Consider the following 26,446-nt stretch of genomic DNA (forward strand, 5'->3'; position numbering starts at 1 on the left):
TCTCCACTCTCAACTCTTAACTGAATTTACAGGCTTGCGGTATTTTGTTGAATTTCTTTTTCCACATACTTGGATGGGCACTTCAGGAGGATCTTATCGGCCACAAACACATTGTCGCGGATGTTACCAGTAATAACAACCTGTTCTGAGCGATCAAAGTCCTGTGGTTTTGGGTTATAATAAACAACCTGCTGCTCTACGCGGTTTGTGTCAACGAGCATGAAAGTAAAGTAATTGGGGTCTACCACAGGGTCGTAGTTCATGCCCACAATATGCCCCTGCGCATCTTTCTTCAGGCGTCCTACCACATGCACTTTAGTCATGTCTCCGTCCTGTGCACGTTCAATGGCTTCGCCAAAGGAAACGTATGTACTGGCATCGCCAACCGACGACATGATGATGATGATCGCAACTGCAATTACTAAAATCCCGATGATGTGTGACTTTTTCATCTATTCTAAAATAAGTGTTCCGTTTTTCTGGTAGCTTAACACGCTTCCGGATAATATAAATCCATTGCTTATCGCTTATTTTGTAATGCGGCCACACGCACAGATGCTACTCCCCAAGTCAGCTCTTTCCGTTGCTATGAACCGGCACATTGCCTAATAAGCACATTACTTTTCTTTTGTCCTGCTCACTAAGCTCTGTATATAACTCGTCGGAGTCCAGAAGCTTGTATGCCCGCAGGTGGCGCTGTGAGATAAACCAGATCTCGTTCAGTGTATTACTAATTATAAAAAAACATTCCGATGTTTCGCTGGCATTGTATGCGCCCAATACTTTATAAGCAAAGGCGGGGTCAAAGCGGCCATCGTTTATCGGGTGCGGTTTTAGGTGCTCTAAAGGCTGAAGGGTAACGTACAGTCTTGGGTTCAGGGTGATGCTCATTCTAAATATAATCTATGGTTGAATGAGCCTATTTACGTAAACTGCGTTACCTGCGGCTGTTTAATCCCGCATTTGCTTTTCAAGTTTACCTACCTTGCGGTCTAAGGCAACAAGGTATACGATCAGGCCTGCCAGGATAGTAAGCAGCACCACGACCACAACATAGATCTTGCCATCCTGACGAAGGGTGTCCGCCATTTCTACCTGTGGCTCAGCGGTGGCTGTAGTTACAGCGCTTTCCGCTTCGGGAGCCTGCGCGTATACTTGCTGCATCCCTAGCGAACCGAAAAGTATAAAGCACCATAGAGCCAGTATTCTAAACAGTTTCATATAAGTGTTGTCTGATTAATTCTAATCTTGATTTTACGTTCACGATCCAGATGCCCAGCAGCGTCCAACCTATTACAGCGGGGTAGAAAACCATGCGCAGGCGGTTGTCCAAGTCGTATGAGTTAAAGCCCGGGTTGCCTCCATTGCCAGGGTGCAGCGAATCGGTAAGGCGCGGCAGGATAAACAGTAGCGGAATAAGTGCCGCAAAAGCAAAAATATTGTATACCGCACTGATCCGTGCACGCTGCTGCTGCTCATTAAAAGAGCTGCGGAGTACCAGGTAAGCAAAATAGATCAGCAAGCCTATGGCCGCACCATTCTGTTTAGGGTCGTTGCTCCAGAACTCGCCCCATGTAAATCGTGCCCATTCCATACCTGTTATAATACCCAGCACCCCGAAGAGGATGCCAACTTTGGCTGCTTCGTGGGCTATCACATCGTTCTTGATGGTTGGCTTGCGCAGGTACTTAATAGAGTACACAACCGATACCAACAGAATCAGGATCATGCCAAACCACATGGGCACGTGAAAGTACAGGTTCCGGATGGTTTCGTTAAGTATGGCCAGCCGTGGGACTTCTGTTAACATACCGGCTACCACAGTAAAAACTAATAGTAGGATTGCCAGTATTTTCCACCAGTTCTTCTTCATCTTTTTAATAAGTCTTCAGCATTTTATTAGGTGTCCGTGGTATAAACACATTTAAAACTCTTTTGTCTCCATAATATCCAAAAAAGCTGAGCTACCATTTAAGATCACTGTTACGCCATGCCTTACGAACGCCAAAGGTACGGGAATAAGATATAAGAAACAGTGACTACGATCATGTTTATGGCAAGCAGCGTAAGCAGTTCGTCGAGGCTGGTGCTACGGTCCAGGCCATCAAGGGCATTCTTTGACATTTTGATGAGCATCAACAGCATGGGCACAATAACCGGGAAGCTTAGTACTGCCATTAGCGTACTGCTATTGGCAGCTTTGCTGGCAATGCCCGAGATCATGGTAAGCGAGGTAGAGAACCCGATAGCACCCAGAAGTATGGTAAGCAGGAACATTGGCACATCCTGTACCGGGTTACCCAACACAAAGCCATAAAATACAAAGCATATTACTGCCAGTATCAGCATAAGCAGGGCATTGTAAATGATCTTGGCCAGTATAACCCCCTGCGGGCTAACAATGGAATAGAAGTATAGCAGCCGCCCCCGGTTTTCCTGCATAAAGCTCTTGGCAATGGCGTTAACAGAGGTAAACAGAAGTATAATCCAGAGCACAGCATTCCAAACAGGCACTGTTAGCACATTAGATCGCAGGCCAAAGCTCAGATAACAGACAAATACCGTGCTGCTGACGTATAGGATCATGCCATTAAAGGCGTACTTCTGTCGCCACTCCAGCACCAGGTCCTTCTGTATCAGGTATAAAACTTCTTTAAATAGCACTGTGCGTAAATTTTGCTGCAAAGGTACGGCACAAATCGCTGATTTGCTAAAGTGTTAAATGGCTGGGGTGCTGAATGGTGGTTGGCAGTATGTGATGTCGATAGGTAATAGTGATTTTCACCTGCGGCAAGTTTAGCGGAGGGTAACTTGCGACAGGTGAATTTCTACACAACAAAAAGAGCATGAACCTTTTTGGCTCATGCTCTTTTTGTTAATAGTATATGGACCGGTAACGGCTTACTTTGCCTTCCCGTTGTCGCCGTTCTTCTTCTTTTTCTTGTCCTGCCGGTGCTTTACTACTTTGGCTTCGCGGTAAAAGATAACCTCCTCAGCAATGTTGGTAACCTGGTCGCCTACACGCTCCAGTTTCTTAATGATAGAAAGCAGGGCCAGCGCCTCAGAGATTCTGTCGGGGTGCTTGGTCATGTATTTGGTTACAACGCTATCTGATTTTCGGTAGATCTTGTTCAGGATCTTATCACGCTTTATAAGGTCTTTTGCCAGCTTAGGGTCATTGTTTTTAAAAGCACCGCGGCAATCTTGTAGCATAGCAAGTGCTTCTGCATACATCGGCAGTACCTGTGTCGATTCTAGCAGTTCCGGTTCTATCTGTGCCTCCAGTTTCTGGGCAAAGCGGGCAATGCCTTCTGCTGTGTCGCCGATGCGCTCCAGGTTTGCATTGATCTTAAGCACTGCCAGTACCATGCGCAGGTCTACGGCCACAGGCGTAAACAGGGCAAAGAAGTTCTCGCACATGCGATCTATCTTTATATCGAACTGGTTTACTTTTTTATCTCGCTTAACAACCATTTTTGCCAGTTCTTGGTCTGCATTAACCATCGCCTCACGGCCGCTTTGCAGTTGGTACTCCACCAGGTCCCACATCTCAAGGAGTTTGGATTTTAAGCGCTCAAGTTCTGTATCTATATGTGGCATTTTTTCCTTTTATAATTACGGGTGAGAATCAAAACAAACAAGTGTCACTGTAGTAAGGATCAACCAAAACGGCCAGTAATGTAATTTTGGGTGCGTTCATCCTTCGGACTTGTGAACATGGTCTTCGTTTTGTTAAACTCTACCAACTCACCCATATAAAAGAAAGCTGTATAATCGCTAACGCGGCCGGCTTGTTGCATGTTGTGCGTAACGATCACAATTGTATAGTCACTCTTTAGCTCATATATTAATTCTTCTACTTTGGCTGTAGAGATAGGGTCAAGAGCTGAGGCTGGTTCATCCATCAAAAGTATAGACGGCGATATAGCCAGGGCACGTGCAATGCAAAGGCGCTGCTGCTGCCCACCTGACAGGGCCAGGGCCGACTTGTGCAGCTTGTCCTTTACCTCGTTCCAGAGTGCAGCGCGTTTCAGAGATGTTTCTGCAGCTTCCTCGAGAACCGATTTTTTGCTCACCCCTTGTATCTTAAGGCCATATACCACATTTTCGAAAATGCTTTTCGGGAAAGGGTTGGGCTTTTGGAATACCATGCCCACCTCTTTGCGGAGTTCATCTACGCGTACATCCTTCTGATATATGTCTTTGCCATTTATCAGAATTTGTCCCTCTACTTTAAACCCGTCGATGTAGTCATTCATCCGGTTAAAGGTTCGCAGAAATGTAGATTTACCACAGCCAGACGGACCGATAAAAGCTGTTACAGCCTTCTCTTCCATTCCAATATTGATGCTTTTCAAGGCATGGAAATCACCGTAGTATGCGTTGAGGTCAACAGCCTCCAGTTTATTTATTTTCTTACTCATGGTTATGTGTTACCACTTAATTTTCTTTTGCTGCCTGTTGCGCAAGTATACAGCTATACCATTCAGCATAAAAGTGATGATCAAAAGTACTATAATCGCGGCAGCGGCATTTGTCTGAAACTCCTCTTGCGGCCTAGATGTCCAGTTAAAGATCTGAATAGGCAATACCGTAAACTCATCCAGCGGTGTGGATGGCATAAAGGGAACGTATGCAAGTGCGCCAATCACAATTAAAGGGGCTGCTTCACCCACTGCCCTTGACAGGGCTAAGATAATACCTGTAAGGATACCGCCAAAAGAGGCAGGCAACACCTGGTGCCAGACTGTTTGCCATTTAGAGGCACCCAATGCAAAAGAGCCATCGCGGATGCTGCGCGGTACTGCTTTGATAGCTTCCCGGGTAGTTACAATTATTATTGGCAGAATTAGCAGTGACAAAGTAAGTGCACCCGCCAGTAAACTACCACCCAGGTGCATCTGGCGAACAAAGATCTCCAGACCGAGCAAACCATATATGATAGAAGGCACACCGGCCAGGTTGGCGATGTTGATCTCAAGGAAATTTGCCAGCTTCGTCTTTTTAGCATACTCTTCCAGGTAAATTCCTGCCGAAACGCCCAGCGGGAAGGCAATGATAGTGGTAAGCACCAGGATCCAAAGTGTACCGACCCAGGCTGTAAGTATGCCTGCGCGGCTAGCTCTTCTGGATGGCAAGCTTACCAGGAAGTCCCAGTCAATTCGGGCTGCGCCCTCCAGTATTATATCAAATAGGAAGATGCCCAGTACCACCAGCCCTATCAATGTGCAAAAGATGCCAAAAACCTGGAAGGCTTTGTCTTTGAGCCTGTTTTTGTCAGAATTAGTCATATTTTTCCTGGTATTTCTTTTTGATCCAGAAGCTCAGGTTGTTTAGCGCAAACGTGAAAACGAATAGCGTAATACCTGCTGCAAAGATCGTTTTATACTCCAGAGAACCTTGCGGAACGTCGCCCAGGCTCACCTGCACAATGTAGGTGGTGATGGTTTCTATCGGTACTAAAGGGTTTAGCGTCAGGCGCGGCTGCTGGCCTGCTGCAATAGCTACGATCATGGTTTCGCCTACTGCCCTTGATATAGCAAGTATAACAGATACTACAATACCTGATGAGGCTGCTGGCACCATTACGCCGAAGGAGGTTTGTAAACGCGTTGAGCCCATGCCGTACGCAGCTTCGCGTAAAGAACGGGGCACCGAACTGATGGCATCCTCACTTAGTGAAGAGATCATCGGGATGATCATGATACCCATCACAATACCCGCAGAGAGCGCGTTAAAACCAGCCAGTGATGGAATAATTGTCTGAAGAAAGGGGGTAACCACCGTTAAGGCAAAGAAGCCATACACTACTGTTGGTATGGTTGCCAACACTTCCAGCAAAGGCTTTACAACCTGCTTCATGTTAGCGTGTGCATACTCGTTCAGGTATACGGCTATTGTTAAACCAATCGGAAGCGCTACGGCAATGGCTACGGCAGTAGTAAGCAATGTGCCTGCTACCAGCGGCATAATACCGAATTTCTTATCAGCGAATAACGGGGTCCACTCTTTTTCAGTTAAAAAATCACTTAAAGGAACAACCTGAAAGAAGCTGATAGACTCTGAGAGCAGTACCCAGATGATGCCAATGGTGATGAGAATTGTGATTACCGCAGATAACCACAATAAGCCCTCGATAATTTTTTCGGATACTCTCAAGGTGCAGTATAGTTTAAAATGCCGCTGCAATAACCATAAAAGCTATTGCAGCGGCATTGGTTTAAGCGTAATATATAATTATTTTTTTGATGAGCTCTGCACAAACTGCTTAAACTTTGCCTTTTGCTCTGTATACTTCTCAGCAGGCAGCGGAATGTAACCTACTTCTTTGCTCAATTCCCCGGCATTATCAATGTAAAAGTTTACAAAGTCTACTGTAGCAGGGTTGTTTGTTGCCTTAGAGTTCACATAGATAAACAATGGGCGGGAAAGTGGTGCGTAAGAGCCATCCTTCACAGTTTCAAGGGACGGTGCAATAGCGCCTGCTCCATTGCTATCGTTCATGTCATTAACCGGTACAACTTTTAACTTGTCCTGGTTTTCTTCATAATAAGCAAATCCAAAGAAACCAAGAGCGTAAGGGTCTGTAGACACACCTTGTACCAATACGTTGTCATCTTCAGAGGCAGTATAGTCTCCACGGCTTGCACCGCTTTCTCCTACTACTGCTTCGGTAAAGTAATCATAAGTACCTGACTCTACACCAGGGCCATATAAGTGAATTTCTTTGTCAGGCCATTCCGGACGGATCTGGTTCCATCTTTTGATAGTGCCTTGTGCCGCTGGTTCCCAGATCTTCTTAAGTTCTTCTGTTGTAATGTCCTTTACCCAGTCGTTTTCAGGGTTGATAACCACTGTCAGGCCATCGTAAGCCACCGCAAGCTCTACATAAGAGATGCCGTTTGCTTTGGCAAGGCTATCTTCTGATGGTTTCATCTGGCGCGAAGCATCCACAATATCAATGTCACCGCGGGTGAACTTCTTCATTCCACCACCAGTGCCAGATACACCAACTGTTACTTTAACATCCGGAGCCTCTGCACGGTATTCTTCCGCAACAGCCTCTGTGATTGGATAGACAGTAGAAGAGCCATCGATCTGGATGCTGCCAGCCATTTCTCCGTTGCTCCCTTCTTCTACGTTGTTGCCGCCGCAGGCACTAAACAGAAGCGTTGCGCCTATAAGTACTGCTGCATTTAGTTTTACACTAGTAAGCTTTAACATAAGTCAGAGTTGGATTTGGTTTGAGGTTATTTTAATTTCTTTTTATTCGTCTGATTAACTTTTGTTGATATACTAAAATGTTTATCAACTAGTTGTAATAACAGCTTTCGGGTTTAGCACGCAGCCGTTTTGGACTGCAAAGAGATGCATAAGCCACTACAATAAGAACTAAGCAATGTTAACTTATTGTTAAGCTTTTTTTAACTTAAAGCGCCAGTTCCATCTGAAGCCTGAACAGGTAGCTGTTTTCTCTGCCTGGCTGGTCCTGAAGCGTTACATCGCTCTGTACTTTTAAGCTATGGCCCACAATATACTTTGACACACCCAGTGTATACTGCTCCTGTGGGTGAAGGCTGGTTACTTTCTCAGGGTTGTAAGTTGTATAGCGCCCAGCCACTTCCCAATTACTCGGGAAAAGGTAGCCAGCCTGTACGTTAAAAGCATTTCCGGTTACAAAAGTCTCGGCAACAGTTCCTTCAGGGGTGCGCGTTACTACTGGTCCGTTAGAAGCTGTACTGTTTGCGTATTCTGCCATCGATGAGAAGCCTCTGTACTTAAACATAGCATCAACGAACACGGTGCGCAGGTCGCGCTGATCGCTCAGGAAGCTGCCTAACTGCCCTCTGGCACGAGTTGCATTATCATTAAAGTCATAAGCAGCTGCAATGGCCAGTTTAGGAGTTTCTTCGCGATAGATATCGCTGCCCACATAAGCGCCGTCGCCCTCAAACTCGCCAAAAGGCATGATCTCAACTTTAGCAGTGTAATCGTAACCGCCTGCGTTGTTTACAGTAATGTCGCGACCCTCGCCCATTGCTACGGAAGCAATCTCCCGCACTACAACATTGCCGAACGTATGCTCATGGTGCAGCTGTGCACCTGCGTCACGGTCTATGTTAAAGCGTGAGTTTAACAGGCTTCGGTCTACAAACTGCATTTTTTGAGATGATACAATTCGCTCACGATTACCCGGCAGCTTTGTTTGGCCTACCCACAGCTCCCAGTTCGGAGCGAAATTCCATTTTGCAACCGCATCCAGAATAATGTTATCAGCATTGTTGAACATGGTAGGGTCATCGTTGCCTATGTCGCTATTGCTGAGGCCCAGTTCAATTTTATATTCCAGCTTTGGAGAGTATGCAAAGCCTTCAAACTTGAGGCGCGCTCTGCGAATCAGAAAGCGGTCATCAAGCTGATCAGTGGTGGTGTTGATACCTCCCTGGTAAAGCATCTGGAAACGAGTGCTGAATTTCAGGCTGAAAGAAGAGTCGGCTGCAATAAACTGCAGCCCTTTGCCAAACCTTGATTTATTAATGCTCTGCGCGTGGGAGGCATTAACCATGAATAGAATGAAGAGCGCAATGAATGCTCCTTTTAATTTGGTGTTCACGATTCTTAACAGTTTTTAGTGAGAATAAATACTTAAGTCGTGACTAGAAATATGTTACACGGTAAGCTGATCTAAAATATAGTATGGCTAAGAGCGTGTAGAAATTTGCACTTTTAACTTCAGAGCAGTTAGTCAGGCTGCTTTGAATAGGTGAGTTAAATTTCACTGCAAAGTACCGGGATTTTGTACAATGAGGGGTTCGAAGGTGTGTTATCAAATTGTTAAAAAACCACACTGCGCATTTTGGCCTGTTTTGCGCAGGATGGGATATTTTCTTTTACGCAGCACTGCCGCACCCGGGCTTACTGCTGCTCAACAGACCAGGCAGGTAACATAAGGGTAACATTAAAGTAACCTTTTGTTAGCATTTGGAGCTGCGACTCAGGTTTGTATACCGGAAAAAATGAAAACAGTAAGAGGAGTGTCAAATTTAGGCGATTCCTTCATGTTAACAGGGTATTAAGACAAGGTTAATTTAATGATATCTCTAAAAAGAATGATTCCAGATGCGTTTTATGCACATAAGTGCAGCTTGTATTCTATAATTTGCCGCTGGAGGAAGGGTTTGGAGCAGCCTGAAAACCGGTCTCTTAATACTGGCTTAATTTTAAGATAACCTTATGTTTATACTAACTCCCTATTTTTAACACAATGGTAACTCCTATGTAAACATGGCATAATCCTGCTGTTCTACTTTTGCAGCGAGACTAATTAAAAGTAGAACCAAATGAAATCATTACTTACAATTCTCACCATTCTTGCTGCCACACTATCCAGTTTTGCACAGCAAGGTACATTAAAAGGTAAAGTAACTGATAAGGCAACCGGCGAAGATATTATAGGAGCCGTTGTATTTATTAAAGGCACTTCCAAAGGAACAACAACAGATTACGAAGGTAACTTTACATTGCCACTCGAGCCGGGTGTATATAATGTGTCGGTTACCTTTCTTTCTTATAAACCATTTGAGAGTACAGGTATAACAGTTAAGCCAGGTCAACCTGCCACGCTTAATATACAGCTTGAGGAAAATACGACTCAGTTACAGGCAGTGGAGATTGTTGGAACACGCCAGACGAACACCGAGGTGGCTGTGCTGGAAACCATGCGCCAGAGCGAGGTGGTGGTAAGCGGTGTGGCCGGTGAGCAGATAGCTAAATCCATGGACCGTGACGCAGCTGAGACAGTGAAGCGTATACCGGGTGTAACTATCCTGAACGATCGTTATGTGGTGATCCGGGGCATGAACCAACGCTATAATACAGTGCAGCTAAACGATGCACTCACACCAAGTACAGAGCCGGATCAAAAAGCATTCTCTTTCGATATACTACCAACCAGCGTGATAGATCGCATCATGATCTATAAGAATGGTTCTCCGGAATTGCCTGGTGAGTTTGCAGGTGGTGTTATTAAGATATACACGAAAAACGTAGTGGACGAGAATAAGACTACCCTTGGGGTGTCTGGATCTTACCGTGCGGGCACTACTTTCGGTAATTTTCTGTCAGACACAAAAGGCAGCACCGACTTCCTTGGCTTTGATAATGGTGATCGTGCCATACCAGCAGGTGTACCAGCTAGTCTTGATGCAGTTAAGGGGCAGGAGAAGTTTGCCAACATTGGCAGGATTTTTCCAAATAACTGGGCTCCCAAGTCAGGTACAGCAACTCCGGACCTGAGAATGTCGCTTGGTCTTAACCGTCGTTTTGATCTTGGCGATGTAAGAATGAGCACGATCTCAGCAATTTCTTATAGCAATACACAATCAGTAACAGAAGGCACAAGAAATTCATATGGCCGGTTTGATCCGGAAGTAGGCGCAAGCACTCCTTACCTCAGTTTTAATGACAATGTGTACACAAACAGCGCCCGCTTAGGGCTTGTTAGTAACTGGTCTGCTCGCCTGAATAACAATAATAAGATCGAATTCAGAAACCTGTTTAACCAGTTAGGTAGCAACGAGGTATTAGAGCGGGAAGGAACAGATTTTACAAACGGTGAGCAGTTGCAGCGTAATTATGCCCTTCGCTATGAGAGCCGTACGATCTACTCTGGCCAGTTACAGGGTACGCACGATTTTAACGATAACAGATCAACCCTTACCTGGACAGGTGGTTACAACTATACTAACAGGAACGAGCCGGACTACCGCAGACTACGCACTGTTTACGACGAGAATGCGCAGGCTTACAAAGTGCAGTTTCAACCGGAAACCAACCCAAGTCTTCAGGATGCAGGTCGCTTTTACTCAAACCTGAATGAGCATGTGCTAATGGCAAGCGGGCAGTACGAGCACCGATTCACTTCTGCCGACTCAACAGCCGAGAACGCTCCGAAGATTAGAACAGGCTTTTATGCTGAACGTAAGAACAGAGACTACTTCTCCCGCTACTTCTCATTTGGTTATACAAAGGATGGCGTTTTTGATAACTCCATTGCTTTTCAACCGCTAGACCAGGTTTTTGCACCTGAAAACATCAACAGGTCCAATGGACTTGTGCTGGTAGAAGATGCCAACCCACAGAACAATTATAAAGCAGCTAATACTAATGTTGCCGGTTATGTAGGTGGGGCAGCCCCGCTTTCTGATAGACTTTCGGCCTCAGGTGGTGTGCGTGTGGAGTTTAACAACCAGGAGCTTTCTTCAAAAGGTTTCGATGGTAGCCCGATCGTGAAAGATAATCCGGTACTGAGCGTATTGCCTTCAGCCAACTTTACATATACTTTAACCCCTCGCGCTACACTGCGTGCCGGTGGAAGTGTAAGTGTAAACCGTCCTGAGTTTCGTGAGATAGCCCCGGCGCCATACTTCGACTTCGTGAACCTGCTGGAAGTAATTGGTAACCCGGACCTGGGCATAGCTACGATCTATAACGGTGATATACGCTATGAATTCTATCCAAACCCATCTGAGATAATCTCTTTCGGAGCATTTTATAAATACTTCAACAAGCCGATCGAGTCAGTTTTCGAGAATACCCCTGGTGGTAATACGATCACCTTCGAGAATGCAAAGAACGCTTACAGCTATGGAGTAGAGGCGGAAGTCAGGAAATCGTTACTTGACCTTTCAGCGTCAAGCTTCATCCAAAACATGACACTGGTGTTGAATGCCGCTTTAGTACAAAGTGAAGTGAAACTAACAGAGGACAGAGCTGCTTATCAGCCAGGCAAACGTGCCATGGTTGGCCAGTCTCCTTACGTGGTAAACACAGGTATTTACTACCAGGATGATGCCCGCAAACTACAGTTCAACGTGCTGTACAATGTAATTGGTAAGCGCATTTTCGCAGCGGGTAGCAACCAGCGCCAGACAGTTTATGAAATGCCGCGCCACCAACTGGACCTGTCCTTAACAAAAGGTATAGGAGAGCATTTCGAGATCAAAGCAGGTATCCAGGACCTGTTAAACCAAAAAACACGCCTGATCCAGGATTCTAATGATGATCAGAAAGTAACCACAGTAGATGAGTCTTTCAGAGAATTCAGCAAAGGCCAGTACTCTACTTTGGGCATTACCTACAAGTTTTAATAACCAAGAATCAAACTTCAAAACCTTATACACTTTTTAACAACGATTATGAAAAAGTTACTTAATCTATTTTTTGTGGCTGTTCTGGCTGTTTCATTTGTTGCCTGCGACGATGATACAACACCTACTACACCAGTAAGTAAAGGGCAGGAGTTTACGACGGAGCAATCGAATGGCATGACTGTTATTTCAGGCTCAACGGAAGAGAATTTTACAATGAAGGCCGATACAAAATACATGCTTAAAGGTTTTGTATATGTAAAGAGTGGTGCCACGCTTACAATTGAGCCCGGTACTATAATCAAAGGAGATAAAGCAACAAAGGGTACACTGATCATAGAGCGAGGCGGTAAGATCATGGCTAATGGTACAGCTTCTAAGCCAATTGTGTTTACATCTGCTCAGCCTGCCGGCTCACGTGCTGCCGGTGACTGGGGTGGTATTATCATCCTGGGCAAGGCTCCTGTAAACCTGGGTTCTTCTGCCAAAATAGAAGGTGGTGTAGACAGAGAGTTTGGTGGCGCTGATGCTGCTGATAATTCAGGCTCACTGAAATATGTACGCATTGAATATCCAGGTATTGCTTTCCAGCCGGATAATGAGATCAACGGTCTTACATTAGGTGGTGTTGGTTCAGGTACTGAAATAGACTATGTGCAGGTTTCTTTCTCTGGCGATGATTCTTATGAATTCTTCGGAGGAACTGTTAACGTAAAGCACCTGATCGCTTACAAAACAGTAGACGATATGTTTGACACAGACAATGGTTATACTGGCAAGCTTCAGTTCCTGCTAGGTATTGCTGACCCTAATATAGCGGATGCTTCCGGTTCAAATGGCTTTGAGTCTGATAACGATTCTCAGGGTACTACTGCAACACCTATCACTGCCCCTACATACTCTAACGTTACACTTTTCGGCCCTTATGGTACTAACTTAGCAGCTAACATTAACTCTAACTTCAAGCGTGGCCTGCACCTACGCCGTAACAACAAGACGAAGCTTTACAACTCTATCGTAATGGGCTGGCCTGTTGGTTTGCTTTTGGACGGAACTGCTACAGAGCAGAATGCTACTGCTAATGAGTTTGTGATCAAAAATACGATCATTGCTGGCATCCCTGCAGGTAAGGCGCTTACAGTTGCCTCTGGTAGTACTTTTGATGTAGCCACTTGGTTTAATGCTTCAGCTAAAGGAAATGCAGTAGTAGACAATGCTGCCAGCCTTAACATTGCAGGCGCATATAATGCCTCTCCAAGTTTTGTGAAAGCAACAACAACTGTGCAGCCAGGCTTTACTGGCCTGGACAGCTTCTTTACGCCAGTGGATTATGTAGGTGCTTTCGGAGCCTCTGACTGGACAAACGGCTGGGCTAACTTTAACCCACAGAACGTAGCGTACTAAAACCACAAATACACTGGCTGCTCATGTATGGGTGAGAAACATCGTGGCAGTCAGCTGCAGTCCGGATTAGTCTCCCGGGCTGTCCGAAACCCGCCAAAAGCGGGTTTCTTTTTAAAACAGAAGAGCCGCTGCTAAATTTAGCAGTGGCTCTTCTTATACTACAGCTTCTGTGTGAAAAGCTTTTCAACTTATTTAAAACGGATTGCTTTTAGCCCTTCAAGCCACCATTAACTGATTGGAACTTTGCGAAGTATGGCTTCAATAAAATCTTTCGAAGTTATTCCATCTGCCTCGGCCTCATAATTGAGAATGATACGGTGGTTCATAACATCATGCGCTACTTCTTTTATATCCTCAGGCAGCACATAATCTCGCTCATCGAAGTAAGCAATGGCTTTGGCAGCGCGGTTTAAGGCTATACTTGCACGAGGCGACACGCCAAATTGTATATAAGGCGCAAATTCAGGCAGATCGTACTCTGCTGGCCTACGGGTGGCAAAAACCAGTTCAATTATATACTTTTCCAGTGTTTCTGAAAGCTGCACCTGGTTTATGTCGTTTCGAATGCTAAAGATATCCTCCTTCGACAGCACTTTCTCTACGGTGTCGTTGAAAGACATATTCGCCATACGGCGCATGATTTCCAGTTCATCGGCCTTTTTTGGGTAATCGATGTATACTTTCATCATAAAACGGTCAACCTGAGCCTCTGGGAGCGGATAAGTTCCTTCGTGCTCTACTGGGTTCTGCGTGGCAAGTACCAGGAAGGGGAGGTCAAGTTGAAATGTTGTTTCACCAATAGTTACCTGCTTCTCCTGCATCGCCTCCAAAAGGGCAGACTGCACCTTGGCCGGCGAGCGGTTCACTTCGTCAGCAAGTATAAGGTTGGCAAAAATAGGACCTTTCTTTACTTCGAACACGGAAGCGTTCTGGTTGTAGATCATCGTCCCGATCAGGTCTGACGGGAGTAAGTCTGGCGTAAACTGAATGCGCTGGAAGTCCAGCCGGAGCGCTTTGGACAGCGAGTTAATGGTTAGCGTTTTTGCCAGGCCAGGAACCCCCTCTAACAGGATGTGACCACCTGTAAAGAGCCCGATCAGTAAACGGTTCACCATATACGTCTGACCCACAACAACTTTGCTCACCTCACTAAATACCCGCTTTATCTTTTCTTGGTGCGCCTTCACATTGTCTGTGTAAATTAAATCTTCTGCTGGCATATTGCTACAGGATGTTAAACCCCTAAATATAGTAATTATTACGTTTCGGGGGACAAGATATTGCCTGCTGAAGCAGCGCAAGAAAAAAGCACCTGCTCAATGGTGCTTTTAGATGAGATATGTGGCGTATAGCTAATTTCCAGTAACTGGTGTCGTTGCTAATTGCGATTTGCGATTCTGCTGCGCCTGACGAACCATATCAATCAAGTTTGACATGCGTTTCTCTTCCACTTCAAGAGGCAAAATAACTACCCCATGCGTAGATTTTACATGTACACGGCGTTGGCGGGTCATCATGTAAAGCATTAAAAAGAAGCCACTTAACAGGGCGAATGAGTCATTGAAGTACACCATAAAGGCCATGGTAAGGCTTAGCCCAAAGTAGAGGTTCTTGCTGGTTTTTTTCATCTCCCAGCTAATGATGTCCTCTAACATTAAAGATTTTTGACCAAAATATGCCCAATGGCTATATTTTACCATGAGCCGATGTGTGGTAAGAGCTAATTTCTTATCCACTGTTTGAATAAGAAGTTGCTCTCCGTTTAATAGGGCTGAGTTAACCATTTTGTACGGTGTATTAAGCTTGTTTGTTTTTGGGTAGCGTAGTAATGTCAATATCACAGTAATAGAGTCTTTTTAGATGTCTACTTATTAGATTCCTAAAAGAGAAAAAGGGTTGCATACATATGCAGAAGCAAATATATTATTTTTAAATTTATAAATAGCTGTGTAAAAAAAGTAATTAGTGTTTTGACATGTAAAATTTATCTTAAAAAATTGCCAAATATTAGGTGTTTTTAATACGAGCTCTTGAAAATCAGGTATATAAATAAAGAAGCCCTCCCTGTTTAAGACAGGGAGGGCTTCCGATATTTTTTAGTAGATGCTACGTTAAATAGAAGTCACCTTCATGGCCATGAGCACGCTGATTCTTAAAACGGGCGATATCTGCCTGCATGTTATCGTATATCTCTTCGATCTCTTCAGACTCAGCTGTAAGCGGCTTAATGTGCTCGCTTAAAAGCTTTGCTGCCAACGGATAAAATTTAGAGTCGTCCGTGTTTTTTGCATTTACTTTAAAGGAGCTTACGGCACTTTCAAGTTTTTTCAGTTCAGGATACTTTCCCTTAAATTCCTGAATAGTGTCACGTAGTTTCTCCCGTATCATCAAATACACATCCTCTTCGAACGTCATTCCGAAGTCATCGTCATCCTCTTCTTCGTCATAGCTTTGGGCGAAGTCGTCATCGTAGTCAAAATCGTCTCTCATGGCTGGTAATAAGGTTCTTTATTTTATTGTTAGTACGGGTTAAGTTTCTGTTTGTGTCGACAAACTTTGTATTTCCCCTGAAAATTCAATCTATTTCAGCAAGGTCTCAAAGCTCAAACCAATGAAATAGTTGCATAATTACCATTTCACAATCTTTTTTGCAAGAACGGCGATGATCACATGCATTACTTTTCTTTAGTTTTTGCAATAAAGCCTGGAAGTGCCCATGGTGCGCCTGCTGAAAATGAGCCTTACATTGAGTAGTCCTGAAATAGGTTGACTATTTATTGATTGCACAAACATTGTTAAAAAAGCTCAAACATCCACCAAAGGTGTTTGAGCTTTTTTGTTGTAGGACTTAAGTTTGATTTCCTTTTGCTGATGCATTTGGACCGGTGTTAGCATGTGGCAGCTCAGGTGAGGTCTGCTATTGTTATAGACACTAATGCTTTGAGCAGCTTGCTGCATTGCTTCGCTGATGTTGTTAAGTTGCTGTGATAAGCCGAACTCATCTTTGAGGATGCCATTTACGCGTTCTGCAATCGCGTTCTCGTACGGATCGCCGTTCTCGGTCATGCTAATGGTGATGTGGTTATCCTTCAGGTGGTCCGTGTACAGCTTACTGCAGTACTGTAGCCCTCTGTCGGAATGATGTATAAGTGCCTGGTCATTGTATCTCCTGTTCATGATGGCCATTTGTAGCGCTTTCAACGTAGAGGCAGCCTCCATGTTTTCGCATAGTTCATACCCCATGATCTGCTTGGAATATGCATCTGTTATCAGGTGCAGATACCCATGGCCGTCTTCACTAGTGTCGATATAAGTTATGTCAGCGACCCATACCTGTTCAGGCCGGACAAGCTCAATGTCTTTGATGAGATTGGGGTACTTGCGCATCCAATGCTTTGAGTTGGTGGTGACCGTATAGCGCCTTCTTTGGCAGACGAGCAGTCCTTCCACCCTGAGCAGGTCAAACAACTTATCTCTACCGATGCCAATCTCATTTTTCAGCAGAAAATGCAGCTTTCGGGTTCCCAGCCGTGGCATCTGCCGGCGCAGGCCAAGCACTAGCTCCCTGGCTCGTTGCTGCTTGTTCATTACTGAAGAATGCTGGGCTTGCGCTTTATAATAAGCTTGTTTGCTATAGCCAAACAACGCACAGAACGTGTTTACTTTTCTTGGGTAGGTTCTGGCAAGCTCCCGGATTGTTTGGCTCCGTCTTTTTTTAAGATACTGATCCCTTCTTCTTGTTCGGCAATCTCGATCAGCTTTTCATAGGCAACCAGCTTCAGCTTGGCGTCTGCCAGCTGTTTCTCCAGGTCTTTGATTCGTTGCTTTTGCGGGTCTTTCATCGGGCGGCCCAAGGCACCTGCTTTTGGGTAGTGCAATTTACCATACCTGCGGCACCATTCCAATACCCGCGAGTTGCCTTTGATGCCATACTTGGCCTGGATTTGGTCTTTGTTCAAAAGCCCTTGCTCATACTCGGCCACTACAGATCGCCTGAAGGCCTCACTGTACTTAAACTGCGGGGCCGCGCCTTTTACTTTGATTACTTTGTAACTCATGCTGTTGACTGTTTTTTAGTCAACTTTTTTTAGGACGTGACAATAAAGCAAAAAATCCCCGCCTGAGACACAGACGGGGATTTGTATAAGTTAGCAGAAGCCACTTAGGCAAATTTTCTTTCAATCAGGCGAAGCAGTTTGTTGACATGCTCTTGTTTATGGCTCCAGTTATACTTTTGGGCCAGGTCCTCTGTCACAAATTGTTTGGCAGTTTGTACATCCTGGTGCTCATCCAGTGTTTTGATCACATTGTAATACGACATGTTGTCTCCATCAAATAACTCGTTAATAAAACTGAACCGCTGGTTAATAGAGATAGAGTTTTTCAAGGAGTCAATCTTACGGTTGCTATGTGAGTCTGCCAGAGATGAAGAGGCCGCTTTCCGGAAGTTGTCGTTGAGTGTAGGGCGTGCATTAGGTGCAGGCTCATCTTCGGAATCCTCGTCAGGTGCGTAAACCACGTGTTTGGAAACAGGTGCAGATGCTTCACGCTGTGCATGATGTATAGGGGCAACTACTTCTTTTTCTGTGATCGGTGCTGCAGGCGTTGGCTTTGCCGTCAGCGGTTGAGGCGATAATGTGCCAAGCAACTCGGCCTCAGAAATTGGAAGCAATGGGTTGAATTGTTCTATTACTGCGCTCAAAGAGGTGCGGGCGCTTAAGTTTGCATTAACATACAGCTTAAACCTGCTAAGTATGTACTCTCTGTCGCGGCTACTCGGAGATAGGGTCTCTATAAAACCGGCAAAAAGTTGTTTGTCAATATCTATGTATTTCAGGTTCTCCTGCAGCTTGGGCAGTGTAATTTCTTCCTGTATGCGCAGGAATTTTTCTTCGAATGTAGTGACAGGAGCCAGAACAACCAGGAACGTATCATAAATGGCCTTCTGCAGCAGTGGCTCAAAAGCATTCCGCTTCATGAGTATCTTGCGCGAGAGCACATTCATAAAGTTTAGTAGTGCTTCTTTTACTTCTTCGTGCTCATAATCAAAATAAGGGCTACGCAAGTTGGCCATTTCGTGGTGCCACTTTAGTAACAATTCCTTTATAATAAACAGATTTACCTGTTTTACAGGGGTAAAGCCAATCAGTTGTGGGCCATTCAGGGTGTCGTGACTTGCAAAATGCCTGTCGCAAAGCAGATTTGCTAACTGTTTGCTGTAACGATCCAGGTGTAATTGATTATATTTGTCTTCCATAGGGAGTCTCTTTCTTCTGTAAAGTTATAAAATTATGCCGAAGTTGACTGTGCAAAATCTGGCCCACCTTGAAGTTAAAGTGGGGCAGGGGCAGACGTTGCTCAAGGCACTGCAGAACCAGAACATCGACTGGATGCACGCCTGCGGAGGCAAAGGCCGTTGCACTACATGTCGCCTTATTGTGCTGGAGGGCATGGAGCATTTCGGCCCGCTTACCGAGAGCGAGGTTCGCTATAGAAACAACAGCCGCCTGAAGGATAACGAACGTTTGGCCTGCCAGTGTACATTAGTAGACGGAGATGCCGTAGGGAAGGTCCCTGACCAGACAAAGCTGCCGCACATGACTTATAGCAGTTAAAGTACCAGAAAGGTAAGTCTACAGGTCACTTTTATTGACCATCAGTATACCTGATCAGCAGTTAATGCAAAAGCAAGGCAAAAAGTACAGAACTTAAAACCACATTACTATACTATATAATGTTTATTGAACCACGCGTAGGCAACAAAAACTACGTTAACAGGAAGGGATGGATTGAGGTGATCTGCGGATCTATGTTCTCAGGCAAAACTGAAGAGTTGATCAGGAGACTGAACAGGGCGCTGATTGCGAAGCAGAAGGTGGAAATATTTAAACCTGCTTTGGATAAGCGCTATCATGATGAGGATGTTGTATCCCACAATGCCAACTCGATACGCTCTACTCCCGTTGATTTTGCACAGGATATGCTGCTACTAGGGGGCAGCTGTGATGTGGTTGGTATAGATGAAGCGCAGTTTTTTGACGAAGGACTTGCTGAAGTATGCGTGAAACTTGCAAATAGCGGGGTGCGTGTAATAGCCGCCGGGCTTGATATGGACTACCTGGGCAAACCATTTGGGCCAATGCCGGCTTTAATGTCGGTGTCTGAGTATGTTACAAAAGTACATGCCGTTTGCGTGCAATGTGGTGATATTGCCAACTACTCCTTTCGTAATGCTGCTTCCGAACAGCAAGTGCTGCTCGGTGAAACGGACTCGTATGAGGCACGCTGTCGCCACTGCTTTGTTGAAGGTCTGAAATCCAAGAAATAGGTTAAAACCAGTGAGTAGAACTTTATAAATGGGCGCAACAAGAAGAGTATCTGCCAAAAGTTGCCTGCACAAGCTCAAGTGCAGGCTTTATATTTGTTTACTCTTTTTTTGCGGCACTGTCTATGGCCAAAGTAATGTGCCCCTTGGCAGCTGGCGTGTGCATGCACCATACCGGCAGGGAATAGCAGTGGCTGATGCTGCAGACAAAGTTTATGTTGCTGCAGAGCGTGGGCTGTTTTACTACGATAAAGAATTTAATACAACTCAGGCCATATCTAAAGTGGATGGCCTCCGCGAGCAGCAGATAAGCACCATCGCTTATGATAGCGGTACCAAAACCCTGGTCGTGGCTTATGCTAATACTAATCTTGACCTGATCCGGGACGATAAGATCACAAACATTAGTGATATTTTCCGGAAAGCAATTTCAGGTGAAAAGCTTATCAACCACATCAACATTTATAATAAACAAGCCTATATCTCCAGCACTTTTGGGGTAGTTGTACTCGACCTTGTTAAGCTGGAGATCCGGGACACTTACATGAACCTTGGCCCTAACGGAGAAATTGTTAATGTCAAGTCATCGGCCATATTAGGCGACAGTATTTTCCTGGCGACTAACATGGGTGTATTAGGTGCAAAGCGGCAGGGGGTGAACCTTCAGGACTTTCATAGCTGGGGGAATTTGAGTGCTGGTTTACCTTTAACAGGTGCTTCTGAAATGGTAGCTTTTAATGAAAAGCTTTTTGCCACCACCAACAATGGGTTGTTTTCATTGAGCGGCAAAAAGTGGTCTGCTGAGCCATGGGCTGCCAATAATAACTTCAATGCTGTTACGGCCTCTGTAAATTATCTGAGCCTTACATCCGACGATAAAGTTATGCTGCTAGATAAAAGCGGAAAGGTACGTACGCTGAGTAACGCACTTCTTACTTCTGCTAAAGAGGCTGTTGTTGGAAATTCAGAAGATTGGGTATGGGTCGCAGATAATTCAAAGGGCCTCGTTCGCCTGAAACCTGATGGTTCAGATGCTGCTGCTTTCGCGCCTGATGGCCCTTATTCAAGTGATAGTTTCAGAGTATATGCCAATAATGGTTCTGTTTATGTTTTAAGTGGCGGGTTTAGCGAGGTATACTTAAATAATGGCAGTTGGAATGGGTTCTATGTCTTTTCTGAAGGAGAATGGAAAAGCTTTAATAAGTATGTGTTCCCAACTACTTCCTTTGTTAAGGGCAATGATATTGTTGATGCTGTTTTTAATCCTGTCACCGAGAAGCTTTACCTGGCAAGTTATGGCGCTGGGCTTATTGAGTGGGGAGGACCAGATAATTCTAAATTATACAATGGCTATAACAGCCCTTTGCTTAGTGCGCTTTCGTCGGCTGATAAAGAAGCATACGTGCGTGTAACAGACGTTGCTGTTGATACAGATGGCAGTGTGTGGGTAGTAAACCGGAACTATTTCTCTAATTCCCCTGGCTTGCACGAGCTTCGTCCTGATGGCAGCTGGAAGTCTTTTGTCCTGCCTAATTTTGCTGACGGTAGCAATCTTGACCAAGTTCTTATTGATGATTATGGTCGGAAATGGCTTTCTATTGCCCGAAGGAGCAACAAGGTTGGCGGTTTGGTAGTGTTTGATGAGACAGAGAATAAGTTAAAGCACCTTTCCATCGGGGAGGGAGCGGGGGGCTTGCCAAATGCGGATGTGTATGCGCTTACAAAAGACCTGAATGGCGACATATGGGTAGGTACTGCCGCCGGAGTAGGCGTATACTATAACCCGGGCATTGTGTTTTCTGAAAGCCGGTACGATGCACGTGTTCCGATCATAGACCGTAGGCCTTTGCTGGACGGGCAGGTAGTGCGGAGCATTGCAGTAGATGGCGCTAACCGTAAATGGATGGCTACCGACAATGGCCTGTGGCTTTTTAACCCGGATGGAGATAAATTAATCCACCATTTTACAGCTAGCAATAGCCCGCTTCCTTCGGATAAAGTGTTGTCGGTGGCTGTAGAACATAAAACCGGGGATGTATTCGTGGCCACAGACGCAGGAGTGGCATCTTACCGGGCTGAGGCGACTATTACTGAAGCCACACCGGAGTGTGCAGTAGTTTTTCCGAACCCTGTGAGTGCATCATATACTGGCCTGGTGGGCGTTTCTGGTTTGCCAAACAATGCGGATGTGCGCATAACAGATGTGGCTGGCGCGTTGGTTTATAAAACAAAAGCGACAGGAGGTACTTTGGCTTGGGATGCCCGCGATTATAACGGTAAACGGGTAAAGGCTGGCGTATATCTTGTTATGAGTTCCAGCGAGGACGGACAACAAACCTGTATCAGTAAAATAGCCGTACTGGATTAAATGTTAGTCAAGACAAGGGGGATCGTACTTAACCATATCAAGTACCGTGAGTCATCCATTATTGCAAGGGTATATACTGAGCAGCTCGGTATTCAATCTTATATTATTAACGGATTGCGCAAAAAAGGTACAGGCTCCCGCATTGGCCTTTTCCAGCCATTTACCTTGCTGGATATGGTGGTTTATACCTCTCCTAAAGGAGGGCTTACCCGTATCTCAGAATACAAAAGCGCCTATCCTTTCCATAGTATTCCATTTGATATCCGGAAAAGCAGTATAGTGTTGTTCCTTTCTGAAGTTGTGTCCCGCACTATTAAGGAAGAAGAAGAGAACGCTGCCTTATTTAGCTTCCTGTACCATTCCATTATATTGTTTGATGAACTGGAAAGCGATTTCGAGAATTTTCACCTGCTCTTCCTCCTGCAGTTAAGTTCTCATCTGGGTTTCGGACCAAGTTCCGGTGCTGAAATAGTAGAACAGGTGGCTTTTTCAGGAAATACACAGAGCAATACTTCTGCGCCATCGGTACTCGTGTTACAGGTGCATGAAGCGTTATTTAATGGGCTGTTACACCAGCCCGATCAAGCTGTTATTCCAAACGGAAAGGTGCGTAGAGAGCTTTTGTCTATCATTATTCGATATTATCAGCTGCATGTAGATAAGCTGGGAGAAATAAAATCTCTGGCTATACTTTCAGAAGTGCTATCTGAATAGAGATTCATAAGCAATAAAAAAGGGTGCCGAATTAACTTCAGCACCCTTTTTTTGTTTAGTAGTGGCTCTTATTTCTTGCGAATAACTTTTATATCGAAAATAAGCACTGCATTAGGAGGGATAGAGCCGGTGCCCCGATATCCATACCCCAAATAGGATGGTATGTACAAACGAGCCTCTTCCCCAACCTGCATAAGTTGTAGGCCTTCATCCCAACCAGCTATAACCTGGCGTGCTCCCACTGTAAAAGGAAAGGAGGTGCCTCTGTCGTATGAAGAATCAAAGATGGAGCCATTAGTCAACTTGCCTATATAATTAACTTCCACTAAATCGCCAACCTTAATATCTGCGCCTGTTCCTGGTGTAAGGTTCATGTAATATAAACCAGAAGCAGTTTTGGTTACCGCTGTTGTGTCAACGTTGTTATCGCGGAAGTACTGGCGAATTACTTGCTCATCAATCTTCTTCTGCCCCTCTACATCAAAAACATAGGGGTTAACTTCTTCGCCGCAGCCTGAGAAAGATGCAGCCATAAGCACAAAGAGGAACATCGATAGCAAATTTTTGCCTCGGGCAGCCCATTGGATAACGGTTTGCATTTTCATAAAAATAAACTTGTTACTGTTTTTCAACTTTTACCAGCTCCACATCAAAGCGAAGAATAGAGTTAGCCGGCATATCCGGTCCACGATCCTGCTCGCCGTAAGCTAATGGAGAAGGTACTAACAAAGTAGCTTTGCTGCCTTCTTTCAATTTCTGAATAGCTTCATCCCATCCTTTAATTACCTGGCCCTGGCCAAGCGTAAAAGTGAAAGGCTGACCACCAGACATTGGGTTGTCATACGACGATTCTACTTGCTTGCCATCCAGGAAAGAAAGCTTGTAGTGTACAGAAACCTGATCACCAGCATTTGCCTGCGGACCTTTACCTGGCTGTGTTACGGTGTAGTACACCCCAGATTCTGTTTTCTGCATGTTAGATAAACCTTCAGCTTTGATATACTGCTGAATCTTATCATCGTCGATCTTGATCTGCTTTTCGGCTCTAACCTGAGCCTCTTTCATTTGCTGCTCAAACATTTTCTGCTGGTCAGCAATGGCAGCTTCTTTAGACTGAATTTTTTCAGCTTTGATGAAGAAAGTAAGTTGAGATCCAGGCTTGATGAAAGGAGGAAGCGGCTGGTTGAATGTCTTAGCGAAAAGAGAGTCAGCGCTAACCTTAAATACACCACTGTCACCAGGAGTCATAAGCATCAGAGCATTTTCCAGGCTTCCCTTAAACGTTGGCTCCATTACCGGGATCATGATCGGTTGTTTTTGCTCACGCGAATCAAAAAGTACAGAGTCATCTGCATTTTTGTACATCATCTGCATTGTTACTACCTGGCCAATCTTAGCACCGGTAGTATCCTCCGGCGAGATCTCGCCTTTGTTCTCATACTCGCCTTTATCGTTCTTTTCGTAAATTTTATACGTCAGGCCATCAGCCGTAGTATGAAATTCGTCTTTCTTGTTGCAAGACTGCAGAAGCAATGCGCCAGCTATTACCGGCAGCAAAAATTTAGTTTTAGATAGCATTGATTATTTGTTGAGATAAATTTTTATTGTGTGTCAGTAGCGTGTTCCAGCTTATCCTTGTAAAGAGGCAACAGGCTTTCGAATTTGGCTACTGTTGCTTCCAGGCTTTCCAGCGACATGCCGCCAGCTGCGTTCTTATGGCCGCCACCGTTAAAATTGTCGCGGGCAAACTCATTTGCAGAGAAATTGCCAACAGAACGGAAAGACATTTTGACCGCCTGTGAGCGATCGATGATAAGAGCTGCAAATACAATGCCTTCAATGGATAGTGCATAGTTTACAAGTCCCTCTGTATCACCTGTTTTAGAATCGTAAGCCTTTAATTCATCTGATGTGATAGCAAAGTAGGCTGTTTTAAACTCAGGTAAAACCACCAGCTTTTCTTTCAGGGCATAACCCAGGAAGCGCAGGCGCAGTTCCGAAGAGCTGTCATAAATCAGGCGATGTACATCAGAGGTCCGCACTCCGATCTGTAACAGGTCGGCAATAATTAAGTGTACATTCTGGGATGTGCTCGGGTGGCGGAACGATCCTGTATCCGTCATGATGCCGGCATACAGGCACTCTCCAATGCCAGTATCAATCAGGTTACCGTCGCCCATCGCCTTGATCAGGTCATAAACGATCTCAGCAGTGGCTGCGGCTTCTGTGTTGGCATAATCCAGATCGGCAAAATCTTCAGGCTGCAGGTGGTGGTCTATCAGCACTTTTGTGCCTTTGGCCTCGCGGATATATCCCCCCATCTCGTTGATACGCGACAAGTTGTTAAAATCGAGGCAAAAGATCACCTGCGATTCATTGATGATACGCTGAACCAGGGCATCATTTTTTTCGGAATAAACGATCACGCTGTCGTTGCCCTCCATCCAGTTCAGGAACGATGGGTAATCTGAAGGAGTGATGACAGTAACCCGATGCCCTTTTTTCTTCAGATAACCAGCCAATCCAAGCGAAGAGCCCAGCGCATCAGCGTCTGGCTTATGATGCGTAGTGATCATCACTTCTTTTGGCTCTTTCAAAAGCTCTTGCAGAGCGTTGATATTGTGCATACTATAGATTTAAATCCTCTGATTAATAAGGATATAAGGCGTAAATTTCTGAATAAAATACTTCTAAAGCAATTAAATAGCGCTGAAGCATCTGTCAGGCACATTTATAATAACTCTATGCCCCCAGGAAGAGTTAACTAAAGTATAGCTGAAAAGTATGCTAATATTGCCTGAAATGCTATACTTTTGCAAACTGAAATTGAGATTTATAAATTTTAACTATTAAAAGAGACATGGCCGGAAACATCACATTTACCATGATTAAGCCAGATGCAGTGGCAGATAACCACATTGGTGGCATTACTAAAATGATCGAGGAAGGCGGCTTCCGTATTGTGGCAATGAAGAAGACAAAACTGTCTGAAGAGCGCGCAGGTAAATTTTATGAAGTACACAAAGAGCGTCCTTTCTACGGCGACCTTGTAAAATATATGTCTTCTGGCCCTATCGTAGCCATGATTCTTGAGAAAGATAATGCAGTAGAAGATTTCCGTAAATTGATTGGTGCTACTAACCCGGCTGATGCTGCAGAAGGTACTATCCGTAAAAAGTATGCAAAGTCTATCGAGGCAAATGCTGTACACGGTTCTGACTCTGATGAGAATGCAAAGATTGAAGGTGATTTCTTCTTCTCTGCTGACGAGCGCTTCTAATTTTTAGAAGTATACTTATTGATTTGAAAGGCCTGCTAAGCGACACGTTTGGCAGGCTTTTTATATTTGTAGCTAACTTATTAATACATGAAACAACCTCTATACCTATCAATCTTACTTCTTCTAACGTGCACAGTTGCACTTGCTCAACAAACGACGCTTAATCCAGGACTTAAACCTGCTGTTATACGGTACAATGCATACTG

At 44.8% G+C, this 26,446-nt stretch carries 26 protein-coding genes; 7 read left to right on the top strand and 19 right to left on the bottom strand.

Annotation, left to right across the window (positions count from 1 at the left end):
• Positions 1 to 26: 26 nt before the first annotated feature.
• The 11 genes from ACSX1A_RS18925 to ACSX1A_RS18975 form a co-directional block, all read right to left on the bottom strand.
• The gene (locus ACSX1A_RS18925) at positions 27 to 452 is read right to left on the bottom strand and encodes a cytochrome c maturation protein CcmE domain-containing protein (protein ID WP_439881202.1); all 426 of its coding nucleotides are present in this window, start codon (positions 450 to 452) and stop codon (positions 27 to 29) included.
• A gap of 118 nt (positions 453 to 570) precedes the next feature.
• The gene (locus ACSX1A_RS18930; protein WP_439881203.1) at positions 571 to 891 is read right to left on the bottom strand and encodes a hypothetical protein; all 321 of its coding nucleotides are present in this window, start codon (positions 889 to 891) and stop codon (positions 571 to 573) included.
• A gap of 60 nt (positions 892 to 951) precedes the next feature.
• Positions 952 to 1,221: a CcmD family protein gene (locus tag ACSX1A_RS18935; protein ID WP_439881204.1), complete on the bottom strand. Its 270-nt coding sequence runs from the start codon at positions 1,219 to 1,221 to the stop codon at positions 952 to 954.
• The gene (gene ccsA / locus ACSX1A_RS18940; protein ID WP_439881205.1) at positions 1,208 to 1,873 is read right to left on the bottom strand and encodes a cytochrome c biogenesis protein CcsA; all 666 of its coding nucleotides are present in this window, start codon (positions 1,871 to 1,873) and stop codon (positions 1,208 to 1,210) included. Before ccsA ends, ACSX1A_RS18935 begins: the two co-directional genes overlap by 14 nt.
• A 122-nt stretch (positions 1,874 to 1,995) precedes the next feature.
• A complete protein-coding gene (locus ACSX1A_RS18945) occupies positions 1,996 to 2,637 on the bottom strand; it encodes a heme exporter protein CcmB (protein WP_439883571.1) in 642 nt (213 codons plus the stop codon).
• A 264-nt stretch (positions 2,638 to 2,901) separates the two neighbouring features.
• The gene (gene phoU / locus ACSX1A_RS18950; RefSeq protein WP_439881206.1) at positions 2,902 to 3,600 is read right to left on the bottom strand and encodes a phosphate signaling complex protein PhoU; all 699 of its coding nucleotides are present in this window, start codon (positions 3,598 to 3,600) and stop codon (positions 2,902 to 2,904) included.
• Positions 3,601 to 3,659: 59 nt separating this feature from the next.
• Positions 3,660 to 4,424: a phosphate ABC transporter ATP-binding protein PstB gene (gene pstB / locus ACSX1A_RS18955; protein ID WP_439881207.1), complete on the bottom strand. Its 765-nt coding sequence runs from the start codon at positions 4,422 to 4,424 to the stop codon at positions 3,660 to 3,662.
• A gap of 9 nt (positions 4,425 to 4,433) precedes the next feature.
• On the bottom strand, positions 4,434 to 5,291 hold the full coding sequence (pstA, locus tag ACSX1A_RS18960; protein ID WP_439881208.1) for a phosphate ABC transporter permease PstA: 858 nt from the start codon (positions 5,289 to 5,291) through the stop codon (positions 4,434 to 4,436).
• Entirely contained in the window at positions 5,284 to 6,159 is an 876-nt protein-coding gene (pstC, locus tag ACSX1A_RS18965) for a phosphate ABC transporter permease subunit PstC (RefSeq protein ID WP_439881209.1), read from the bottom strand. The genes pstA and pstC overlap by 8 nt, the downstream gene beginning before the upstream one ends.
• A gap of 78 nt (positions 6,160 to 6,237) precedes the next feature.
• Complete coding sequence (locus ACSX1A_RS18970; RefSeq protein ID WP_439881210.1) at positions 6,238 to 7,224, bottom strand: PstS family phosphate ABC transporter substrate-binding protein; 987 nt, start codon at positions 7,222 to 7,224, stop codon at positions 6,238 to 6,240.
• Between the two features lie 205 nt (positions 7,225 to 7,429).
• Complete coding sequence (locus tag ACSX1A_RS18975; protein ID WP_439881211.1) at positions 7,430 to 8,614, bottom strand: porin; 1,185 nt, start codon at positions 8,612 to 8,614, stop codon at positions 7,430 to 7,432.
• A gap of 727 nt (positions 8,615 to 9,341) precedes the next feature.
• Here ACSX1A_RS18975 and ACSX1A_RS18980 point away from each other — a divergent pair.
• Together ACSX1A_RS18980 and ACSX1A_RS18985 are read left to right on the top strand one after the other, a co-directional pair.
• On the top strand, positions 9,342 to 12,149 hold the full coding sequence (locus ACSX1A_RS18980; RefSeq protein WP_439881212.1) for a TonB-dependent receptor domain-containing protein: 2,808 nt from the start codon (positions 9,342 to 9,344) through the stop codon (positions 12,147 to 12,149).
• Positions 12,150 to 12,197: 48 nt separating this feature from the next.
• Positions 12,198 to 13,553, top strand: coding sequence for a T9SS C-terminal target domain-containing protein (locus ACSX1A_RS18985; RefSeq protein WP_439881213.1), 1,356 nt, complete (start codon positions 12,198 to 12,200; stop codon positions 13,551 to 13,553).
• A 227-nt stretch (positions 13,554 to 13,780) separates the two neighbouring features.
• Here the strand turns inward: ACSX1A_RS18985 and ACSX1A_RS18990 are convergent, their stop codons facing one another.
• From ACSX1A_RS18990 to ACSX1A_RS19010, 5 genes are all read right to left on the bottom strand, one after another.
• Positions 13,781 to 14,773: an AAA family ATPase gene (locus ACSX1A_RS18990; RefSeq protein ID WP_439881214.1), complete on the bottom strand. Its 993-nt coding sequence runs from the start codon at positions 14,771 to 14,773 to the stop codon at positions 13,781 to 13,783.
• Between the two features lie 132 nt (positions 14,774 to 14,905).
• On the bottom strand, positions 14,906 to 15,394 hold the full coding sequence (locus ACSX1A_RS18995) for a hypothetical protein (protein WP_439881215.1): 489 nt from the start codon (positions 15,392 to 15,394) through the stop codon (positions 14,906 to 14,908).
• 265 nt (positions 15,395 to 15,659) lie between these two features.
• Entirely contained in the window at positions 15,660 to 16,043 is a 384-nt protein-coding gene (locus tag ACSX1A_RS19000) for a hypothetical protein (protein ID WP_439881216.1), read from the bottom strand.
• Between the two features lie 315 nt (positions 16,044 to 16,358).
• Positions 16,359 to 17,611, bottom strand: a protein-coding gene (locus tag ACSX1A_RS19005) for an IS3 family transposase (RefSeq protein WP_439881195.1) whose coding sequence is annotated in 2 segments (ribosomal slippage) — positions 16,359 to 17,263 and positions 17,263 to 17,611 — 1,254 coding nt in all. Because the reading frame shifts where the segments join, the coding sequence is not laid out codon by codon here.
• A gap of 104 nt (positions 17,612 to 17,715) precedes the next feature.
• Positions 17,716 to 18,810 (bottom strand): hypothetical protein, encoded by a 1,095-nt coding sequence (locus ACSX1A_RS19010; protein ID WP_439881217.1) that lies wholly within the window; start codon positions 18,808 to 18,810, stop codon positions 17,716 to 17,718.
• Positions 18,811 to 18,844: 34 nt separating this feature from the next.
• Here ACSX1A_RS19010 and ACSX1A_RS19015 point away from each other — a divergent pair, with 34 nt between their 5' ends.
• From ACSX1A_RS19015 to recO, 4 genes are all read left to right on the top strand, one after another.
• On the top strand, positions 18,845 to 19,168 hold the full coding sequence (locus ACSX1A_RS19015; RefSeq protein ID WP_439881218.1) for a 2Fe-2S iron-sulfur cluster-binding protein: 324 nt from the start codon (positions 18,845 to 18,847) through the stop codon (positions 19,166 to 19,168).
• A gap of 119 nt (positions 19,169 to 19,287) precedes the next feature.
• The gene (locus ACSX1A_RS19020; protein WP_439881219.1) at positions 19,288 to 19,881 is read left to right on the top strand and encodes a thymidine kinase; all 594 of its coding nucleotides are present in this window, start codon (positions 19,288 to 19,290) and stop codon (positions 19,879 to 19,881) included.
• Between the two features lie 28 nt (positions 19,882 to 19,909).
• The gene (porZ, locus tag ACSX1A_RS19025; protein ID WP_439881220.1) at positions 19,910 to 22,246 is read left to right on the top strand and encodes a type IX secretion system anionic LPS delivery protein PorZ; all 2,337 of its coding nucleotides are present in this window, start codon (positions 19,910 to 19,912) and stop codon (positions 22,244 to 22,246) included.
• Complete coding sequence (gene recO, locus ACSX1A_RS19030; RefSeq protein ID WP_439881221.1) at positions 22,247 to 22,960, top strand: DNA repair protein RecO; 714 nt, start codon at positions 22,247 to 22,249, stop codon at positions 22,958 to 22,960. It abuts the gene before it with no gap.
• 68 nt (positions 22,961 to 23,028) lie between these two features.
• Here the strand turns inward: recO and ACSX1A_RS19035 are convergent, their stop codons facing one another.
• From ACSX1A_RS19035 to ACSX1A_RS19045, 3 genes are read right to left on the bottom strand one after another with little or no spacing between them, the layout of a single operon-like run.
• Positions 23,029 to 23,565 carry an FKBP-type peptidyl-prolyl cis-trans isomerase gene (locus ACSX1A_RS19035; protein ID WP_439881222.1) on the bottom strand — a complete coding sequence of 179 codons (537 nt, stop codon included), beginning with the start codon at positions 23,563 to 23,565 and terminating at the stop codon, positions 23,029 to 23,031.
• Positions 23,566 to 23,578: 13 nt separating this feature from the next.
• Positions 23,579 to 24,538 (bottom strand): FKBP-type peptidyl-prolyl cis-trans isomerase, encoded by a 960-nt coding sequence (locus ACSX1A_RS19040; RefSeq protein WP_439881223.1) that lies wholly within the window; start codon positions 24,536 to 24,538, stop codon positions 23,579 to 23,581.
• Between the two features lie 23 nt (positions 24,539 to 24,561).
• Positions 24,562 to 25,587 (bottom strand): DHH family phosphoesterase, encoded by a 1,026-nt coding sequence (locus ACSX1A_RS19045; RefSeq protein ID WP_439881224.1) that lies wholly within the window; start codon positions 25,585 to 25,587, stop codon positions 24,562 to 24,564.
• Positions 25,588 to 25,820: 233 nt separating this feature from the next.
• Here ACSX1A_RS19045 and ACSX1A_RS19050 point away from each other — a divergent pair, with 233 nt between their 5' ends.
• Positions 25,821 to 26,240, top strand: a complete 420-nt coding sequence (locus ACSX1A_RS19050; protein ID WP_439881225.1) for a nucleoside-diphosphate kinase — start codon at positions 25,821 to 25,823, stop codon at positions 26,238 to 26,240.
• The last annotated feature ends 206 nt before the right edge of the window (positions 26,241 to 26,446 follow it).

The organism is Pontibacter sp. MBLB2868 (assembly GCF_051904785.1).
Classification (GTDB): Bacteria; Bacteroidota; Bacteroidia; order Cytophagales; family Hymenobacteraceae; genus Pontibacter.

Bases quoted from the DNA above. Each gene is read 5' to 3' on its own strand.
- ACSX1A_RS18970 (WP_439881210.1), bottom strand. From the start codon at position 7,224: ATGTTAAAGCTTACTAGTGTAAAACTAAATGCAGCAGTACTTATAGGC.
- porZ (WP_439881220.1), top strand. From the start codon at position 19,910: ATGGGCGCAACAAGAAGAGTATCTGCCAAAAGTTGCCTGCACAAGCTC.
- ACSX1A_RS19015 (WP_439881218.1), top strand. From the start codon at position 18,845: ATGCCGAAGTTGACTGTGCAAAATCTGGCCCACCTTGAAGTTAAAGTG.
- ACSX1A_RS19010 (WP_439881217.1), bottom strand. From the start codon at position 18,810: ATGGAAGACAAATATAATCAATTACACCTGGATCGTTACAGCAAACAG.
- ACSX1A_RS19050 (WP_439881225.1), top strand. From the start codon at position 25,821: ATGGCCGGAAACATCACATTTACCATGATTAAGCCAGATGCAGTGGCA.
- ACSX1A_RS19020 (WP_439881219.1), top strand. From the start codon at position 19,288: ATGTTTATTGAACCACGCGTAGGCAACAAAAACTACGTTAACAGGAAG.
- phoU (WP_439881206.1), bottom strand. From the start codon at position 3,600: ATGCCACATATAGATACAGAACTTGAGCGCTTAAAATCCAAACTCCTT.
- ACSX1A_RS19045 (WP_439881224.1), bottom strand. From the start codon at position 25,587: ATGCACAATATCAACGCTCTGCAAGAGCTTTTGAAAGAGCCAAAAGAA.
- ACSX1A_RS18985 (WP_439881213.1), top strand. From the start codon at position 12,198: ATGAAAAAGTTACTTAATCTATTTTTTGTGGCTGTTCTGGCTGTTTCA.
- ACSX1A_RS18980 (WP_439881212.1), top strand. From the start codon at position 9,342: ATGAAATCATTACTTACAATTCTCACCATTCTTGCTGCCACACTATCC.
- pstB (WP_439881207.1), bottom strand. From the start codon at position 4,424: ATGAGTAAGAAAATAAATAAACTGGAGGCTGTTGACCTCAACGCATAC.
- ACSX1A_RS18935 (WP_439881204.1), bottom strand. From the start codon at position 1,221: ATGAAACTGTTTAGAATACTGGCTCTATGGTGCTTTATACTTTTCGGT.
- ACSX1A_RS19040 (WP_439881223.1), bottom strand. From the start codon at position 24,538: ATGCTATCTAAAACTAAATTTTTGCTGCCGGTAATAGCTGGCGCATTG.
- pstA (WP_439881208.1), bottom strand. From the start codon at position 5,291: ATGACTAATTCTGACAAAAACAGGCTCAAAGACAAAGCCTTCCAGGTT.
- ACSX1A_RS19035 (WP_439881222.1), bottom strand. From the start codon at position 23,565: ATGAAAATGCAAACCGTTATCCAATGGGCTGCCCGAGGCAAAAATTTG.
- ACSX1A_RS18990 (WP_439881214.1), bottom strand. From the start codon at position 14,773: ATGCCAGCAGAAGATTTAATTTACACAGACAATGTGAAGGCGCACCAA.
- recO (WP_439881221.1), top strand. From the start codon at position 22,247: ATGTTAGTCAAGACAAGGGGGATCGTACTTAACCATATCAAGTACCGT.
- ACSX1A_RS18930 (WP_439881203.1), bottom strand. From the start codon at position 891: ATGAGCATCACCCTGAACCCAAGACTGTACGTTACCCTTCAGCCTTTA.
- ccsA (WP_439881205.1), bottom strand. From the start codon at position 1,873: ATGAAGAAGAACTGGTGGAAAATACTGGCAATCCTACTATTAGTTTTT.
- ACSX1A_RS18925 (WP_439881202.1), bottom strand. From the start codon at position 452: ATGAAAAAGTCACACATCATCGGGATTTTAGTAATTGCAGTTGCGATC.
- ACSX1A_RS19000 (WP_439881216.1), bottom strand. From the start codon at position 16,043: ATGAGAGACGATTTTGACTACGATGACGACTTCGCCCAAAGCTATGAC.